Below are 13,870 nucleotides of genomic sequence, written 5' to 3' on the forward strand. Positions count from 1 at the left end.
TCCAGGCCCTCCAGGTACTCGGCGATCGGCTCGCGGGGGCCGGAGACCGCCAGCCAGCCGGAGCGGAACCCGGCGAGCCGGTACGTCTTGGACATCCCGCCGAGCGTCAGCACGGGCAGGTCGGGCGCGAGCGCCGCCGCGTTGTGATGCACGGCGCCGTCGTACAGGATCTGGTCGTAGATCTCGTCGGTGAGCACGAGCAGGTTGTTCCGCCTGGCGATGTCGAGCAGCCGCTCGAGCGTGTCCTTGGAGTAGACGGCGCCGGTCGGATTGTTCGGGTTGATGATCACGATCGCCCGGGTCTTGTCGCTGACCTGCGCCGCGACGTGCTCGATGTCGGGATTCCAGTCCAGCTCCTCCGCGCACCGGTAGTGCATGGCGCGCCCGCCGCAGAGGCTGACCGCGCCGGTCCATAGCGGGTAGTCCGGACTCGGCACGAGCACCTCATCGCCGGGGTTGAGCAGCCCCTGCAGCGCCATCACGATCAGCTCGGACACGCCGTTGCCAAGGTAGACGTCGTCCGGGGTAACCCCGGGGACGCCGATGCGCGTGTAGTACCGCGCGACCGCCTCGCGGGCCGGCGCGATCCCGCGTGCGTCGCTGTACCCCTGCGAGGCCCGGATGCTGGCCGCGACGTGGTCCAGCACCGCTTCCGGCGCGACCATGCCGAACGGCGCGGGGTTTCCCAGGTTGAGCTTCAGGATCTCGTGTCCTTCGGCCTCGAGCTCGCGAGCTCGCCGCAGCACCGGCCCCCGTATGTCGTACCTGACATCCTCCAGCCTGCTCGCCTGTGACACCACCGCGCGCCTCCCTGGGTTTCCCTGGTGGTATGGACCGCTGACCGAAATGTTACCGGCTTCCCGCCGGCGCCCCCCGGGAATTAACCGCCGCCAGCGCCAGCATGGTCTGTCCGGACGGGCGCGTTGCCGCGTCCGCCTCAAGTTAGGACCCGAGCGGCTGGGACAAAAGGGACAAACAGGTCGGTAAATCCTGCCGCGCGGCTCCTAACTTGCGAAAACCGTCTCAGTATCCGAGAGCCCCGCCCTTCGAGTCGGCCCGCGCAGGGCCGGGCACCTCGATGAGGCCTTCGTCCTCACCCACGGCAGGAAGCATGGGTACCCCGATGCCGACGAGGACCTGGCCGTATTCGGGGCGCACGGCCTGGGGGCGGACGCCCGGACCGTAGACCTCGGGGCCGGCACGGGACAGTTCGCGATGCCGGCGGCGCGGCGGTTCGGGCACGTGACCGCGCGCGGGCGAGACGTCAACCGGCGCGCGGCTTCTAGTGCGGGTGTGGCGGAACGCACCAGCGCCCCCGCTACGATCGGCGTGTGGCTGACGATGAGACCGCGGAGACAGCCGACAAGACCGGGGGCCCGGATAGCACGGCGGTGCGGGTCGCCTTGTGGCGGGCGATGCATGTCCAGGTCGACCCGCCGCCGCATGTCCTTGAGGACGAGATCGGCCTGCGGCTGGCGGACCCGCCCGCCGGCTGGCGCAGCCGCGGGGACATGGACCCCCGCGCCACCAGCCGGTTCCGGGCAGGCATCGTGGCGCGGGCGCGCTTCGTCGAGGACCTGGTCGCCGCGGAGGCTGACCGCGGTGTCGGCCAGTACGTGATCCTGGGAGCCGGCCTGGACACGTTCGCGCAGCGCAGGCCCGATGTCGCCGGGCGGCTCCGGGTGTTCGAGGTCGACCGGCCCGGCCCCCAGGCGTGGAAGGCAAGGCGGCTGACCGAGCTCGGCTACGGCGTTCCCGGCTGGCTGCGGCTGGTGCCTGTCGACTTCGAGGCGGGCGAGGGCGCGTCGTGGTGGGAGCGACTGCCGGCCGCCGGGTTCGACCCGGGCCAGCCGGCGGTGGTGGCCTCCACCGGCGTCAGCATGTACCTGACCAAGGACGCGAACGCGGCCACGCTGCGCGAGCTCGCCGCGCTTGCCCCGGGTTCAACGCTGGTCATGACGTTCCTGCGGCCGGTTGAGCTGCTCGACGAGGAGGACCGCCCGGGACTCCTGGCCTCTGAACAGGGCGCGCGGGCATCCGGGACGCCGTTCATCAGCTTCTTCGCCCCCGAGGAGATCCTGGCGATGGCCCGCGACGCCGGGTTCAAGGACGCCAGGCACGTGCCGGCGGCCACGCTCAACCAGCGGTATTTCGCCGACAGGGCTGACGGCCTCCGCACCTCCAGCGGTGAGGAACTGCTGGTAGCCAGCACCTAGAACGCGCCGATGCCGCCCACGTTCGTGACAACTCAAGATCGCGAAGGCTTTTGGCATCGCTCGGCGCGAAATGTCTACGCCCTGAAAAATGTCTTCGCGATCAGCATCGCGAGCCCGGCCGGCCAGGTCAGGCCTGCGTCGTGAGGCGCTCGAACAGCTTGGTATACCGGGCGGTCATCGCCGCGACGACGTCGGCGGGGATCTCCGGGCCGGGTGGCTTGCGGTCCCAGCCGATCCTGGCGGACCAGTCGCGCAGGTACTGCTTGTCCAGTGAGTGCTGCGGCCGGCCAGGCTCGTATTCGTCCGCCGGCCAGAACCGGGACGAGTCGGGGGTGAGCACCTCGTCGGCGAGCACCAGCGTGCCGTCAGGCGCACGGCCGAACTCCAGCTTCGTGTCCGCGACGATGATGCCGCGCCCGGCGGCGAGCGTCCGGCCCCGCTGATAGACCGCGAGCGTGACTCGCCTGAGCTCTTCGGCGGTCTCGGCGCCGGCCAGGTCCACCACGTCCGCGTAGGTCATCGGCTCGTCGTGCCCGACCGCCGCCTTCGTGGTCGGCGTGAACACCGGCTCGGGCAGCTGGGACGCCTCGCCGAGCCCGGGCGGCAGCGGCACCCCTGAGATGGACCCGCTCTCCCGGTAGGACGCAAGGCCAAGGCCGGCCAGGTAGCCGCGGGCGATGCACTCGACCGGGACCATGTCCAGCCGCCGGCAGCGGATCGCGCGGCCTTTCCACTCCCTGGGCACGTCGGTCCCCGAAATAACATGATTAGGCGTGATATCGGCCAGGCGGTCGAACCACCACAGTGATAGCTGGGTGAGGATGCGCCCCTTGCCCGGGACGGGCGTGGGCAGCACCACGTCGTAAATGGACACCCGGTCCGACGCGACAAGCAGCAGGTCGTCGCCGTCGGCGTAGACGTCGCGGACCTTCCCGGAATGAACCAGCTCCATGCACGCACCCCCGGCGCGACCCGTTCAGCAATGAGCCAGGCCAGCGTACTATCGCGGCGCGGGCGTAGCATCAGGTGGCATGGCGGGAAGCGACGCCGGTCGGCTCGCAGGCTGCGAATACCTGCAGGTCCAGACGACCACCGACTCGCGGGCCGAGGCGATGGAGCTGGCCAGGGCGGCCGTGGAGGCGCGCCTGGCGGCAAGCGGCCAGGTGGCCGGTCCGGTTGCGTCCACGTATTGGTGGAACGACGAGCTGGAGCGTGCCGAGGAATGGTTCGTGTTCCTGAAGCTGCCTGCCGACCGTTACGATGAGCTCGCCGCGTTCCTCGCCGAACGGCACAGCTACGACGAGCCGGAGATCGTCGCCACCCCGATCGTGGCGGGCTCGGCGTCATACCTGAGCTGGATCCGGGACGAGACCCGTCCGCAGCCGGAATCCGGTGCCACCGATGAGGACCCGGGCCCCGTGGCCACCGGAGCCGCGGAGGAGATCGTCCAGGGAGAGATCGGAGCGGGGTGAGCGCGCTGGGTCCCAAAGGGCTGGCCGTACTGTCGATCGCGGGGATCGCTGGCCTGTTCCTTGGCATCCTTGGCTGGACGCAGCGCGACACGGGGATGGTCGCCCCGCTGATCACGCCGTCCGCCGCCGCCGCCCCGGCACCCGCCGCCTCCCCGCCGGCAGCCGCGGGCCCGGCGCTGACATCGGAGCCGTACGCGTCCCACGCCTACCAGGTGTGGCTGGGCCCGCTGGTGCACGCCACGCAGGACGGCCGGCAGCTGACCGCCGCCTCGCACTTCTACTCCGGCGGCGCGAAGGTGTACGTGCTCGACTCGAACCTCGCCGACGGCGCCGGCCGCGCTGACCACGACGGAACAGGCGACGGCCTGGTGGTCACCAACGCGCGGGGACAGGTGCTGTCGTGAGCGACGGGGCGCGCCAGCCGGCCGGCTGGCCAGGCGGCCGCGGACGGGGCTGGGCGGGCGGCCGCGGACGGGGCTGGGCGGGCGGGCGGTTCCGCTCCCCGCTCGGCGACGGCGAGGAGCAAGTCATCCAGCAGTCCACGGCGCCAGCGCAGGCCGCGCCCGCCAAGGCCAAGGCCAACGCCAAGGCCAAGGCCAAGGCCAACGCCAACGCCACGGGATGGCGTGGCGCGGCCGAGCGCGCCGGCGAGGTCGGCGCGCAGTGGGCGCCGACCGTCGGCCGCGTCCTGCTCGGCCTGGTCCTCGCCTGGTTCGGCTATCACGAGCTGCTGCTGCCGGGAGAATGGACCGGGTACGTGCCCGTGATCAACGAGACGTCGAACCTCGCGATCATCGCCGTGCTCGTGCACGGCTGGCTGCTGTTCGTGCTGGCGGTCGCGCTGGTCGCCGGGATCGCGCCGCGCGTCAGCGCCGCCATCTCGAGCATCCTGCTGCTTGAGATCGTGGTCTCGCTGTCCGTCAACGGCCTGTCGAACGACTCGCTGCGCGACCTCGGCGTGCTCGGCCTCGCGGTCTGCCTGACCGGCTGTCGCAACCAGCGCCTGGTCCTGCGCGGCTAGCGGCTAGCGGAGAGGAGCCTGACCATGCCCGGGGAGCTGCTGTTCGGGCTCGGCGCCGGCGTCCGCTGCGCCGGCGAGGTTTGCGGCACGCTCAAAAGCCTGGTCATCGAGCCAGGCGCTGACGTGGTCACCCACCTTGTCGTCGAGCCGGTGCACTGGCAGGAGGCAGCCAAGCTTGTCCCGTTCGCCCTCGTCGAGTCCGCGCCGGCCGCCGGTGAGGTCCGGCTGCGCTGCACGCTGACGGAGTTCGAAGAACTCGATGCCGCGGAGGCGGCGGAACTCGTGCCAGGCACCGGGGACTGGGAGATCTACGCCGGCGAGCCGATAGTCTCGTGGCCCTCCTACGCCCCGCCTGGAGTGATCGGCGACCCGGGCCTGCCGCCCGACCCCGCGGTGGGCGAGCAGGCCGTGACCGTCGACACCGTACCGGACCAGCTGCCCGGTGCGGACGAGGTGTCCCGCGGTGAGCGCGTGCACGCGACGGACGGCGACATCGGCCACGTGCAGGGGATCGCCGTCGACCCAGGCACCGGCCGGGTGACCGCCGTGCTCCTGCGGGAACGGCACCTGCTCGGGCGCAGGACGGTGCTGATCCCGAGGTCCGCCGTGGCCGAGGTCGGCGCGGACGGATTCCACCTCCGCCTCACCACCGAACAGGTGCGGCACCTGCCCCCCGCCGGAATCGGCCAGCCAGCCGGCTAGGCCGCCTCAGCTCGCGAACGGCACGTTCCAGGTCAGGATGACCGGCTCGTCATGCTCATCGCCCAGCGTGCTCACCGTCCCCGTGTCCAGCCGGAACAGCCGCCCGTCCGAAGCGGGCAGCCCCAGCCACCGTGCGGTCAGCACGCGCAGCATGTGGCCGTGCCCCACCAGCGCCACGTCGCCGTCGGGCAGGTACGCCGTCGCCCGGGCCAGCACCCGGTCGGCGCGCGCGCCCACCTCCTGCACGGTCTCTCCCGGGTGCGCGGCGTCGCCGGGGATGACGCCGTCCCGCCACAGGTACCAGCCCGGCCGCCGCTGCTGGATCTGCGGGGTGGTCATGCCCTCGTAGCCCCCGTAGTCCCACTCCCACAGATCGGGGTCCTGCTTGACGGTGGGCGACCCGGCCGGGCCGCCGGCCAGGCCGGCCAGCTCCGTGGTCCGCCTGGCCCGGGCCGCCGGGCTCGTGAACACCGCGGCGATGTGGCGCCTGGCCAGCATCGGGGCAAGGGCCGCCGCGTCGGCGACGCCCCGGGCGGTGAGCGGGACGTCGGTGCGGCCGGTGTGCCTGCCGTCCCTGCTCCACTCGGTCTGGCCGTGCCGCAGCACGATCAGGTCTCCCATAGGCCCAATCATCGCCGGCCGCCCCGACCCCGTGACCCCAGGGCGCGCCGCCTCCGCTCAGAGCAGCTTGCGCAGCCGGAACAGGTCCTTCATGCTCGCCTCGATCTTGATGCGGCCCGCCACCCAGCTGCGCGCGATGTTCATCGGCGAGTCGGCGAGCGCGATGACCTCCGCGCTCTTGGCGGTCAGCCTGATGTCGGCCGGCGGCTCGCCGGGCACCGCCTCGCGCACCGGGTCGTCCCCGCTGCCGAGCTTGGTCACGTAGGTCAGGCCGAGGTCAGGAATCGTGACGCTGATCGACCGGTTGCCAAAGTAATCGTCCCGCTCGGCCGGGCTCAGCTCGGACAGCCGCCCCACCAGCTTCTGCAGTGCCTCCTGGCACTCCTGCGCCGTGCTCATGTGCGCCTCGCTCCCTGGTCGGCGGTACCGTTCAGGCGGAGGGTAGCGCACTAGTGGCGGCGAACGGGTAAACGCCGACCCGGAGGAAAATCAAACCATGGATACAGAACGGTCCCCGGCGACTCCCGCGGGCACCGGTGATGCCCGAGTCGACCAGGCCATCGAGGAGCTCGCCGCGCTTGACGAGCTGCCGCTCGCCGAGCACCCGCACGTGCTCGAGGCGGTCCACGAGCGCCTGCGGGAGATCCTCGGCGAGCTGGGAGAGCGGTGACGCCGCGGCCCAGGCTGGACGCCGAGCTTGTCAGGCGCGGGCTTGCCAGGTCACGCGAGCAGGCGGCCGAGCTGATCGCGGCGGGCAAGGTGGCGGTCGCCGGGCAGACCGCGAGCAAGGCGGCCACCCAGGTCGCCAGGGACGTCCCGGTGACGGTGACGGGCGACGGCGGCGAGCCCGGCTACGCCTCGCGCGGCGGGCACAAGCTCGCCGGGGCGCTGGCCGCCTTCGACGGCCTCGTCGTGGCGGGAAAGCGGTGCCTGGACGCGGGCGCGTCGGCCGGCGGCTTCACCGACGTGCTGCTGCGCGCGGGCGCGGCGCACGTGGTGGCCGTGGACGTTGGGTACGGCCAGCTCGCCTGGCGCCTGCGCACCGACCCGCGGGTGACCGTGCTCGACCGGGTGAACGTCCGCCTGCTCGAGCCGTCCCAGGTGGCGCCGCCGCCCGAGGTCGTGGTGGCCGACCTGTCGTTCATCTCGCTGCGGCTCGTGCTGCCCGCGCTCGTCGCCTGCGCGGCGCCCGGCGCGGATTTCGCGCTGCTCGTCAAGCCGCAGTTCGAGGTCGGCAAGGGGCGGGTAGGGGCGGGCGGGGTGGTGCGGGACCTGGCCGACCGGGCGGAGGCGGTGCGGGGCGTCTGCGACGCCGCGGCGGAGCTCGGCCTCGGCGTGGCGGGTGTCACGGCGAGCCCGCTGCCCGGGCCGGCCGGGAACGTGGAGTTCTTCGTGTGGCTGCGCCGGGGCGCGCCGCCGCTTGACGCCGCCGGCCTGCGGCGCGCGGTCGAGGGATGACCGCGGCGCGGCCGGCCTGCGCGGAAGGATAAGTTGCACCCGATGGGTGAATCACAGCGGACGATGCTGGTGCTCGCGCACACCGGCAGGGAGAACGCGCGGCGCAGCGCGCGGCTGGTCATCGGGCAGCTGAGCGCCGCGGGCATCGCGGTACGGGTCATCGAGAGCGAGGCGCCCGCCCTGGCGTGCGACGGCGCGACCGTCGTGCCGGCCGGGCCGTCCGCCGCTGAGGGCGCGGAACTGGTCATCGTGCTCGGCGGCGACGGCACGCTGCTGCGTGCCGCGGAGATCGCCCGCCCGGCCAGGACCCCGCTGATCGGCGTGAACCTCGGGCATATCGGCTTCCTCGCCGAGGCCGAGCCTGACGGGCTCGCCGAGACCGTGGACCGGCTGGTGGCGCGCGACTACCGGGTCGAGGAGCGGATGACGATCGACGTCGTCGCGCGCGAGAACGGGACGGAGCTCGCCGCCACCTGGGCGCTGAACGAGGCGACCGTGGAGAAGTCCGCCAGGGAACGGATGGTCGAGGTGATCATCGAGGTGGACGGGCGCCCGCTGTCGCGCTGGGGGTGCGACGGCGTGGTGTGCGCGACGCCGACCGGGTCGACCGCCTACGCGTTCTCGGCCGGCGGCCCTGTGGTGTGGCCGGAGGTGGAGGCGCTGCTCATGGTGCCGATAAGCGCGCACGCGCTGTTCGCTCCGCCGATGGTTGTCTCGCCGCGGTCGGTGCTCGCGGTGGAACTCGTGTGCGAGGCTTTTGGCGGGCACGACGAGGGCGCCAGGATGAGCGCCGCGGCGGGCGGGCCCGAGACAGCCGGGGCTGTCATGTGGTGCGATGGGCGTCGTAGGTTTGAGCTGCCGCCCGGCGGCCGGGTCGAGGTGCGCCGGGGCTCGCTGCCGGTGTTGCTCGTGCGGATGGACGGCCCAGGGCCGGGGACCGACGGCGGCGGGCCGTTCACCGACCGCCTGGTCGCCAAGTTCGGGCTGCCGGTCGCGGGCTGGCGCGGCCGGGCCGGGAAGGAGACTGCTAGCGGTCATGCTTGAGGAAGTGCGCATCAGCGGGCTCGGAGTCATCGAGGACGCGCTGCTCGAGCTTTCGCCCGGCTTCACCGCGCTGACCGGCGAGACCGGCGCGGGCAAGACGATGGTGGTGACCGGGTTCGGCCTGCTGTTCGGCGGGCGCGCCGACCCGGCGCGGGTGCGGCCGGGCGCGCAGCGCGCCAGCGTGGAGGGCAGGCTGCGCACGGACCCGGACGGGCCGGTCGCCAGGCAGGTGGCAGAGGCCGGCGGCGAACTCGACGAGGACGGCACGCTCGTGCTCAGCCGGACGGTGTCCGCCGAGGGACGCTCCCGCGCGTTCGCTGGCGGCGCCTCCGTGCCGGTCGCCCTGCTCACCTACCTGGCCGACGACCTGGTGGCGGTGCACGGCCAGGCCGATCAGCAGCAGCTGCTCAAGCCGGGCAGGCAGCGCGAGGCGCTGGACAGGTACGCCGGCCCCGAGCTTGCCGTGGTGCTCGCCGACTACCAGCGGGCGTTCGGCAGGCACCGCACGGTCCGCGGCGACCTGGAGACGCTGACCTCGCAGGCGCGGGCGCGGGCGGCCGAGGCCGGCGCGCTGCGCGCCGGCCTGACCGAGATCGAGAAGCTGCAGCCGGTGGCGGGGGAGGACGCGGCGCTGCGCGCGGAGGAGGACCGGCTGGCCAACGCCGACGCGCTGCACGCCGCCGCGGTCGCGGCGCACGAGGCGCTGCTCGGCGACCCGACGGCGGGGATGGACGGCGCGGACGCCGTCACCCTGCTCGGGCACGCCCGGCAGGCGCTTGAGGGGGCACGCCGGCATGACGCCCAGCTCGACGGCGTGGCGGGGCGGCTCTCCGAGGCCGCCTACCTGGTCTCCGACCTGGCGGCGGAGCTCGCCTCGTATATCCAGTCGGTCGACGCGGACCCGGCGCGGCTCGCGGTCGTCCAGGAACGCCGGGCCGCGCTTACCCGGCTGATCCGCGCCTATGGTGCTGGCGGCATGGCCTCCTTCATCAACGGCGAGCCGGCCACGGCCCCCGCGCCATCCGCCGCCGACGACGGCGCCGGGGAAAGCGACGACATCGCGGCCGTCCTGGACTGGGCGCGCCGCGCGGCCGGGCGGGTCGCCGAGCTCGACACCGACGACGACACGATCGCCGCCCTCACCGCGGAAGAGGCCGAACTCGCCGGGCAGGTGTCCGCGCTCGCCGCGCGCCTGTCCGGGCTGCGCCGCGCGGCGGCCAGCCGGTTCGCCGGCGACGTGACCACCGAACTGGCCGCGCTGGCCATGCCGCACGCCCGGATCTCGGCCGTGCTCAGCCAGCTGGACGAGCCAGGCCCGCAGGGCATCGACGACCTGGAGATCCGGCTGGCCGCCCACCCCGGCGCCCCCTCGCTGCCGCTGCACAAGGGCGCCTCTGGCGGCGAGCTGTCCCGGGTGATGCTCGCGATCGAGGTGGTCTTCGCCGGCGCCGACCCGGTGCCCACGTTCGTCTTCGACGAGGTGGACGCGGGCGTGGGCGGCAAGGCCGCGGTCGAGGTCGGCCGCCGCCTGGCGCGCCTGGCCAGGCTCGCCCAGGTCGTCGTGGTCACCCACCTGGCCCAGGTCGCCGCGTTCGCCGACAATCACCTCGTGGTGGCGAGGGCCGACGACGGCCGGATCACGAGCAGCGGCGTGGTCCGCCTCGACCACGCCGGCCGGGTCCGCGAGCTGTCCCGCATGCTGGCCGGCCTTGAGGACTCCGAGTTCGGCCAGGCCCACGCCGCGGAGCTGCTCGCGATGGCCGCCGAGCAGGCCGCCAGGCCCTGAGCCGCTCCCCGGGGCCTGCCGCAGGTGAATCTTCCGCATCGCCCCGCGCAGGGCTACGTTCGTTGGTGGAGGCTTTGCTCTGCAAGGAGATGAGCAAGATGCCAGGAATTCTCGCCGGGATTGACGGCTCCCATGATTCCGGGCGCGCCCGTGACTGGGCACTGCGGGAGGCGGCGCCGCGGCAGACGCCGATCAAGGTGCTGTCCGCGCACCCGGTCATGGCCGGCGCCGAGATGATCGTCATCGGCTCGCGCGGCGTCGGCGGGTTCGAGCGGCTGACGATGGGATCGGTCGGCGACCAGGTGGCGCGGCACGCCCACTGCCCGGTCGTCATCATCCCGAGGGAGCGGCAGGCGCAGAGGGCGCAGACCACGGTCCGTTCGGGATAAACGGGGACATGCGCCGGCGCGGAGCCGCGGCTTTGTGCGGACCTCCACGGCCCCGGTCCGCCCCGCGGGGCCGCGAGGCTGGACGCGCAGGCAGGCAGGGAGGCAGCAGGTGAGCACACCAGAGGGCGCGGACACCGAGCTGCCCCGCTACCCGGGGCCGGCTGCGCCCAGGACGGGCGGAGCGGCGGTCGCGGTGCGCGGGCTGTGGAAGAAGTTCGGCGCGAAGGAAGCCGTGGCCGGCATCGACCTGGATGTCGCGGCGGGTTCGCTGGCCGGACTCGTCGGGCCGAACGGGGCTGGCAAGACCACCACGCTGTCGATGATGACCGGGCTGCTGCGGCCGGACAGCGGCCAGATCCTGATCAACGGCATTGACGTGTGGGAGGACCCGCCCGCGGCCAAGGCGGCCATCGGCGTGGTGCCCGCGGAGGCCAGGCTGTTCGACCGGCTGAGCGGCGGGGAACTGCTTGAGTACGCCGGCCGGCTGCGCGGGCTGCCGGCCGGCCAGGCGCGCTCGCGGGCCGCCGAGCTGCTCGACGTGCTTGACCTGACCGGGGACGCCAAGCGGCTGGTCGCCGACTACTCGACCGGCATGCGCAAGAAGGCCGCGCTCGGGTGCGCGCTGATCCACAACCCGCCCGTGCTGTTCCTCGACGAGCCGCTGGAGGGCGTGGACCCGGTGTCCGGGGACGTGATCCGCCGGCTGCTCACCCGGTTCGCCGAGTCCGGCTCGACCGTGCTGTTCTCCAGTCATGTCATGGAACTGGTCGAGCAGGTCTGCGACCACGTCTCGATCATCGACAAGGGCAAGATCGTGGTGACCGGCACGATCGATGAGGTTCGCGGCGGCAAGACACTGCAGCGGGCGTTCATCGACCTGGTCGGACCGCGTGCGACCGATCAGGAGGTGCTGTCGTGGCTCGGCTCCTCGTCAAGCTGAAGCTGCGCCTGCTGGTCAACGCGCTGCGCTCGTCCAACTCCGCGAAGATCTCTTTCCTCATCAGCTCCGCGTTCGCCGTGCTGCTCGCGATCGTGACCTTCCTCGTCCTGGCCGGGTTCCGCGGCAAGAGCACGTCGGTGGAGCTGACCTCGGTCATCTTCACGGTGTTCGCGTTCGGCTGGCTGATAGCGCCGATCATGGTCTTCGGCGTGGACAGCACGCTCGACCCCGCGACGCTCGCGCTGTACCCGCTGCGCACGCGGCCGCTCGCGGTTGGCCTGCTGGCGGCGTCGTGCACCGGTTTCTGGCCGCTTGCCAACGTCATCGGCCTGCTCGGCGTGACCGCCGGCCTGGCCAGCGGCGGGCTCGGCGTCATCGTCGCGGTGGTCGCGGTCTTGCTGCAGGTGCTGTTCTGCATCGCCCTGTCCCGGTTCGTGACGACGTCCCTGGCCAGCCTGCTTCGCTCGCGCCGGGGCCGGGACCTGGCCGCGTTCTTGATCATCCCGCTGTTCGCGCTGTATGAGTTCTTCACCCAGGTGGTGCCGAAGGCGGTCAGCGAGGGCAAGATCACCGCCGGCAGCTTCACCGGCTTCGACTCGTGGATGCGCTGGCTGCCGCCAGGCCTGGCCGCGCACGCCATCCAGGACGCCTCGGACGGTCGTCCCGGCATCGCGGTCGCCCGCCTGGGGGCGCTGGCCGCGGTCATCGTCGTCCTCGCCTGGCTGTGGGTCCGCTCCCTCGGCCGGGCTCTGGTCACCGCCGACACCACCACGCAGTCGTCGCGGGTCCGCGGCAGGTGGCTGCCGCTGGCCGGGCTCGGGCTGCGCGGTGCGGTCGCCGCCAGGGTCTGGCTCTACCAGCGCCGCGAGCCGCTGTCGCTCGTCTACTGGGCGCTCGTCGCGGTGATAACGGCCGCGGTTTCGGCGAGTTCGGTCTTCGGCCGCACGCATCATCCCGGGGTCATCCTCGCGAGCGCGGTCTTCGGCGCCGCGTTCGTGGGGATCTTCCACGCCAATTCGGCCGGGCTGACCGGACCGGCGTTCGTCCTCGAGGCGGCGGCGCTGGGCCGCGGCCGCGACCTGCGTGCCTATTTCTCTGGCCAGAACCTCGTGCTGTGCGTCATCGGGGCTCCGCTGGTCGTCGCGGTCTGCTTCGCGCTGGCCGCAGCCGCCCGCGACCCCGGGATGGGAGTCGAGGCGACGCCGGTCGCCCTGGCCGGGCTCGGCGCCGCCCTGGGGCTGGGCAACCTGTTCAGTGCGGCGCTGCCCTACCCGATGGTCAAGCGGGTCGGCACTCCCGTGCTCGTGGCCGCGCCGGGCTACGCCGCCTACCGGATCGGCGGCGTCCTTGGCACGCTGGCAGGCACCGCCGCGCTGGCCGCGCCGGTGATCGCCGCTGCCGTGCTGGCCGCGAACGGGCCGGACGCGATCCGGATCGGGGTGATGCTGCCGTGCGCGGCCGTGTACGGTTTCGCGCTCGCGGCCGCCGGCGTGCGGCTGGCCGCCAGGCTAGCCGCGAGCAAGATGCCCGAACTATGCCAGGCGGCGCTGCACACGGCGGCGTGACGGTTGGACCGCCCCGCCGTCCCCTGGAGCGCCCTACGACCGCAAGCAGCACACGGGGAACTGTACGATCGGCCAGTGCTGTCCGGGTTTCATCACATCACGCTGAACGTCACGGACCTGCCACGCGCCCGTGCCTTTTATGAAGGCGTCCTCGGATTCGAGGTGGACCAGGACTTCCCCGGCAGGAAGCTGCGCCTGCGGGTCGGCGAGTCCAGGGCCCGGCTGGTGCTCCGCCCGCCTCCCGGCGATGTCGACGCAGATCGGTTCACCGAGTACCGGATCGGCTTGGACCACGTTTCCTTCGGTGGCAGCAGGGCCGACCTCGACCAGATGGCGAGCGCTCTCGCCGCGGCGGGCGTACCCGCCGATCTCGAGCATGACCCCCTCGGCCCGGCTGTTCTCTGCTTCCGCGACCCGGACAACATAGCCTTGGAGTTCTTTGAGGAGTCCTAGCGCGACAGCCGCCCTCTTCAGGTTTTGAGCTGCGGCTTTCCCGCGTCACGCGGCCGGGTGCAGGCGCGTTCACGCCGCCGGGTGCCCGCGCGGGCCGCCACCCGCCGATGCGATATGCCCGGTATGCCGGAATCCCGGGATCCCGGACAGGGCGGTTAACGGGGAGGAAATGACCGGTCAGGGGCGGCCTTTTCTTTCCCGTT

18 protein-coding genes are annotated in these 13,870 nt (G+C 72.7%); 13 read left to right on the forward strand and 5 right to left on the reverse strand.

Annotation, left to right across the window (positions count from 1 at the left end):
- Positions 1-800, reverse strand: an 800-nt coding sequence (locus Q1N79_RS04135; protein ID WP_300604604.1) for an aminotransferase class I/II-fold pyridoxal phosphate-dependent enzyme, incomplete at its 3' end; no start/stop codon positions are given.
- 223 nt (positions 801-1,023) lie between these two features.
- The gene (locus tag Q1N79_RS04140) at positions 1,024-1,242 is read right to left on the reverse strand and encodes a hypothetical protein (protein ID WP_300604606.1); all 219 of its coding nucleotides are present in this window, start codon (positions 1,240-1,242) and stop codon (positions 1,024-1,026) included.
- Between the two features lie 89 nt (positions 1,243-1,331).
- On the opposite strand from Q1N79_RS04140, the gene Q1N79_RS04145 reads away from it, so the two are divergent.
- Positions 1,332-2,216 carry a class I SAM-dependent methyltransferase gene (locus Q1N79_RS04145; protein WP_300604609.1) on the forward strand — a complete coding sequence of 295 codons (885 nt, stop codon included), beginning with the start codon at positions 1,332-1,334 and terminating at the stop codon, positions 2,214-2,216.
- 127 nt (positions 2,217-2,343) lie between these two features.
- Here Q1N79_RS04145 and Q1N79_RS04150 read toward each other — a convergent pair whose 3' ends face one another.
- Positions 2,344-3,168 (reverse strand): phosphoribosylaminoimidazolesuccinocarboxamide synthase, encoded by an 825-nt coding sequence (locus Q1N79_RS04150; protein WP_300604611.1) that lies wholly within the window; start codon positions 3,166-3,168, stop codon positions 2,344-2,346.
- 79 nt (positions 3,169-3,247) lie between these two features.
- On the opposite strand from Q1N79_RS04150, the gene cutA reads away from it, so the two are divergent.
- Genes cutA through Q1N79_RS04170 form a run of 4 tightly spaced genes read left to right on the forward strand, consistent with a single transcriptional unit; the run spans position 3,248 to position 5,411 of the window.
- On the forward strand, positions 3,248-3,688 hold the full coding sequence (cutA, locus tag Q1N79_RS04155) for a divalent-cation tolerance protein CutA (RefSeq protein WP_367185028.1): 441 nt from the start codon (positions 3,248-3,250) through the stop codon (positions 3,686-3,688).
- The gene (locus tag Q1N79_RS04160; RefSeq protein WP_300604613.1) at positions 3,685-4,092 is read left to right on the forward strand and encodes a hypothetical protein; all 408 of its coding nucleotides are present in this window, start codon (positions 3,685-3,687) and stop codon (positions 4,090-4,092) included. The genes cutA and Q1N79_RS04160 overlap by 4 nt, the downstream gene beginning before the upstream one ends.
- The gene (locus tag Q1N79_RS04165; protein ID WP_300604616.1) at positions 4,089-4,709 is read left to right on the forward strand and encodes a hypothetical protein; all 621 of its coding nucleotides are present in this window, start codon (positions 4,089-4,091) and stop codon (positions 4,707-4,709) included. The genes Q1N79_RS04160 and Q1N79_RS04165 overlap by 4 nt, the downstream gene beginning before the upstream one ends.
- Positions 4,710-4,733: 24 nt before the next feature.
- Complete coding sequence (locus Q1N79_RS04170) at positions 4,734-5,411, forward strand: PRC-barrel domain-containing protein (RefSeq protein WP_300604619.1); 678 nt, start codon at positions 4,734-4,736, stop codon at positions 5,409-5,411.
- A 6-nt stretch (positions 5,412-5,417) separates the two neighbouring features.
- Here the strand turns inward: Q1N79_RS04170 and Q1N79_RS04175 are convergent, their stop codons facing one another.
- Positions 5,418-6,032, reverse strand: coding sequence for a histidine phosphatase family protein (locus Q1N79_RS04175; protein WP_300604622.1), 615 nt, complete (start codon positions 6,030-6,032; stop codon positions 5,418-5,420).
- A 57-nt stretch (positions 6,033-6,089) separates the two neighbouring features.
- Positions 6,090-6,431 carry a hypothetical protein gene (locus Q1N79_RS04180; RefSeq protein ID WP_300604625.1) on the reverse strand — a complete coding sequence of 114 codons (342 nt, stop codon included), beginning with the start codon at positions 6,429-6,431 and terminating at the stop codon, positions 6,090-6,092.
- Between the two features lie 97 nt (positions 6,432-6,528).
- Between Q1N79_RS04180 and Q1N79_RS04185 the strand changes: the two genes are divergently transcribed.
- The 8 genes from Q1N79_RS04185 (at position 6,529) to Q1N79_RS04220 (ending at position 13,667) form a co-directional block, all read left to right on the forward strand.
- Positions 6,529-6,702 (forward strand): hypothetical protein, encoded by a 174-nt coding sequence (locus Q1N79_RS04185; protein WP_300604627.1) that lies wholly within the window; start codon positions 6,529-6,531, stop codon positions 6,700-6,702.
- Positions 6,699-7,490: a TlyA family RNA methyltransferase gene (locus Q1N79_RS04190; RefSeq protein WP_300604629.1), complete on the forward strand. Its 792-nt coding sequence runs from the start codon at positions 6,699-6,701 to the stop codon at positions 7,488-7,490. Before Q1N79_RS04185 ends, Q1N79_RS04190 begins: the two co-directional genes overlap by 4 nt.
- Before the next feature lie 42 nt (positions 7,491-7,532).
- Positions 7,533-8,534 (forward strand): NAD kinase, encoded by a 1,002-nt coding sequence (locus Q1N79_RS04195; protein ID WP_300604632.1) that lies wholly within the window; start codon positions 7,533-7,535, stop codon positions 8,532-8,534.
- A complete protein-coding gene (locus tag Q1N79_RS04200; protein ID WP_300604635.1) occupies positions 8,527-10,320 on the forward strand; it encodes a DNA repair protein RecN in 1,794 nt (597 codons plus the stop codon). Before Q1N79_RS04195 ends, Q1N79_RS04200 begins: the two co-directional genes overlap by 8 nt.
- Positions 10,321-10,418: 98 nt before the next feature.
- Positions 10,419-10,709: a universal stress protein gene (locus Q1N79_RS04205; RefSeq protein ID WP_300604638.1), complete on the forward strand. Its 291-nt coding sequence runs from the start codon at positions 10,419-10,421 to the stop codon at positions 10,707-10,709.
- A 109-nt stretch (positions 10,710-10,818) separates the two neighbouring features.
- Positions 10,819-11,649 carry an ABC transporter ATP-binding protein gene (locus tag Q1N79_RS04210; RefSeq protein WP_300604641.1) on the forward strand — a complete coding sequence of 277 codons (831 nt, stop codon included), beginning with the start codon at positions 10,819-10,821 and terminating at the stop codon, positions 11,647-11,649.
- A complete protein-coding gene (locus Q1N79_RS04215) occupies positions 11,625-13,214 on the forward strand; it encodes a hypothetical protein (RefSeq protein WP_300604644.1) in 1,590 nt (529 codons plus the stop codon). The genes Q1N79_RS04210 and Q1N79_RS04215 overlap by 25 nt, the downstream gene beginning before the upstream one ends.
- 75 nt (positions 13,215-13,289) lie before the next feature.
- Positions 13,290-13,667, forward strand: a complete 378-nt coding sequence (locus Q1N79_RS04220; RefSeq protein WP_300604647.1) for a VOC family protein — start codon at positions 13,290-13,292, stop codon at positions 13,665-13,667.
- Positions 13,668-13,870 lie beyond the last annotated feature (203 nt).

Origin of the sequence: Trebonia sp. (genome assembly GCF_030042015.1) — a bacterium.
Taxonomy (GTDB): Bacteria; Actinomycetota; Actinomycetes; order Streptosporangiales; family Streptosporangiaceae; genus Trebonia.

Coding starts and splice junctions, on each gene's coding strand:
- Q1N79_RS04195 (WP_300604632.1), top strand. CDS start 7,533: ATGGGTGAATCACAGCGGACGATGCTGGTGCTCGCGCACACCGGCAGG.
- Q1N79_RS04175 (WP_300604622.1), bottom strand. CDS start 6,032: ATGGGAGACCTGATCGTGCTGCGGCACGGCCAGACCGAGTGGAGCAGG.
- Q1N79_RS04185 (WP_300604627.1), top strand. CDS start 6,529: ATGGATACAGAACGGTCCCCGGCGACTCCCGCGGGCACCGGTGATGCC.
- Q1N79_RS04150 (WP_300604611.1), bottom strand. CDS start 3,168: ATGGAGCTGGTTCATTCCGGGAAGGTCCGCGACGTCTACGCCGACGGC.
- Q1N79_RS04170 (WP_300604619.1), top strand. CDS start 4,734: ATGCCCGGGGAGCTGCTGTTCGGGCTCGGCGCCGGCGTCCGCTGCGCC.
- Q1N79_RS04180 (WP_300604625.1), bottom strand. CDS start 6,431: ATGAGCACGGCGCAGGAGTGCCAGGAGGCACTGCAGAAGCTGGTGGGG.
- cutA (WP_367185028.1), top strand. CDS start 3,248: ATGGCGGGAAGCGACGCCGGTCGGCTCGCAGGCTGCGAATACCTGCAG.
- Q1N79_RS04200 (WP_300604635.1), top strand. CDS start 8,527: ATGCTTGAGGAAGTGCGCATCAGCGGGCTCGGAGTCATCGAGGACGCG.
- Q1N79_RS04205 (WP_300604638.1), top strand. CDS start 10,419: ATGCCAGGAATTCTCGCCGGGATTGACGGCTCCCATGATTCCGGGCGC.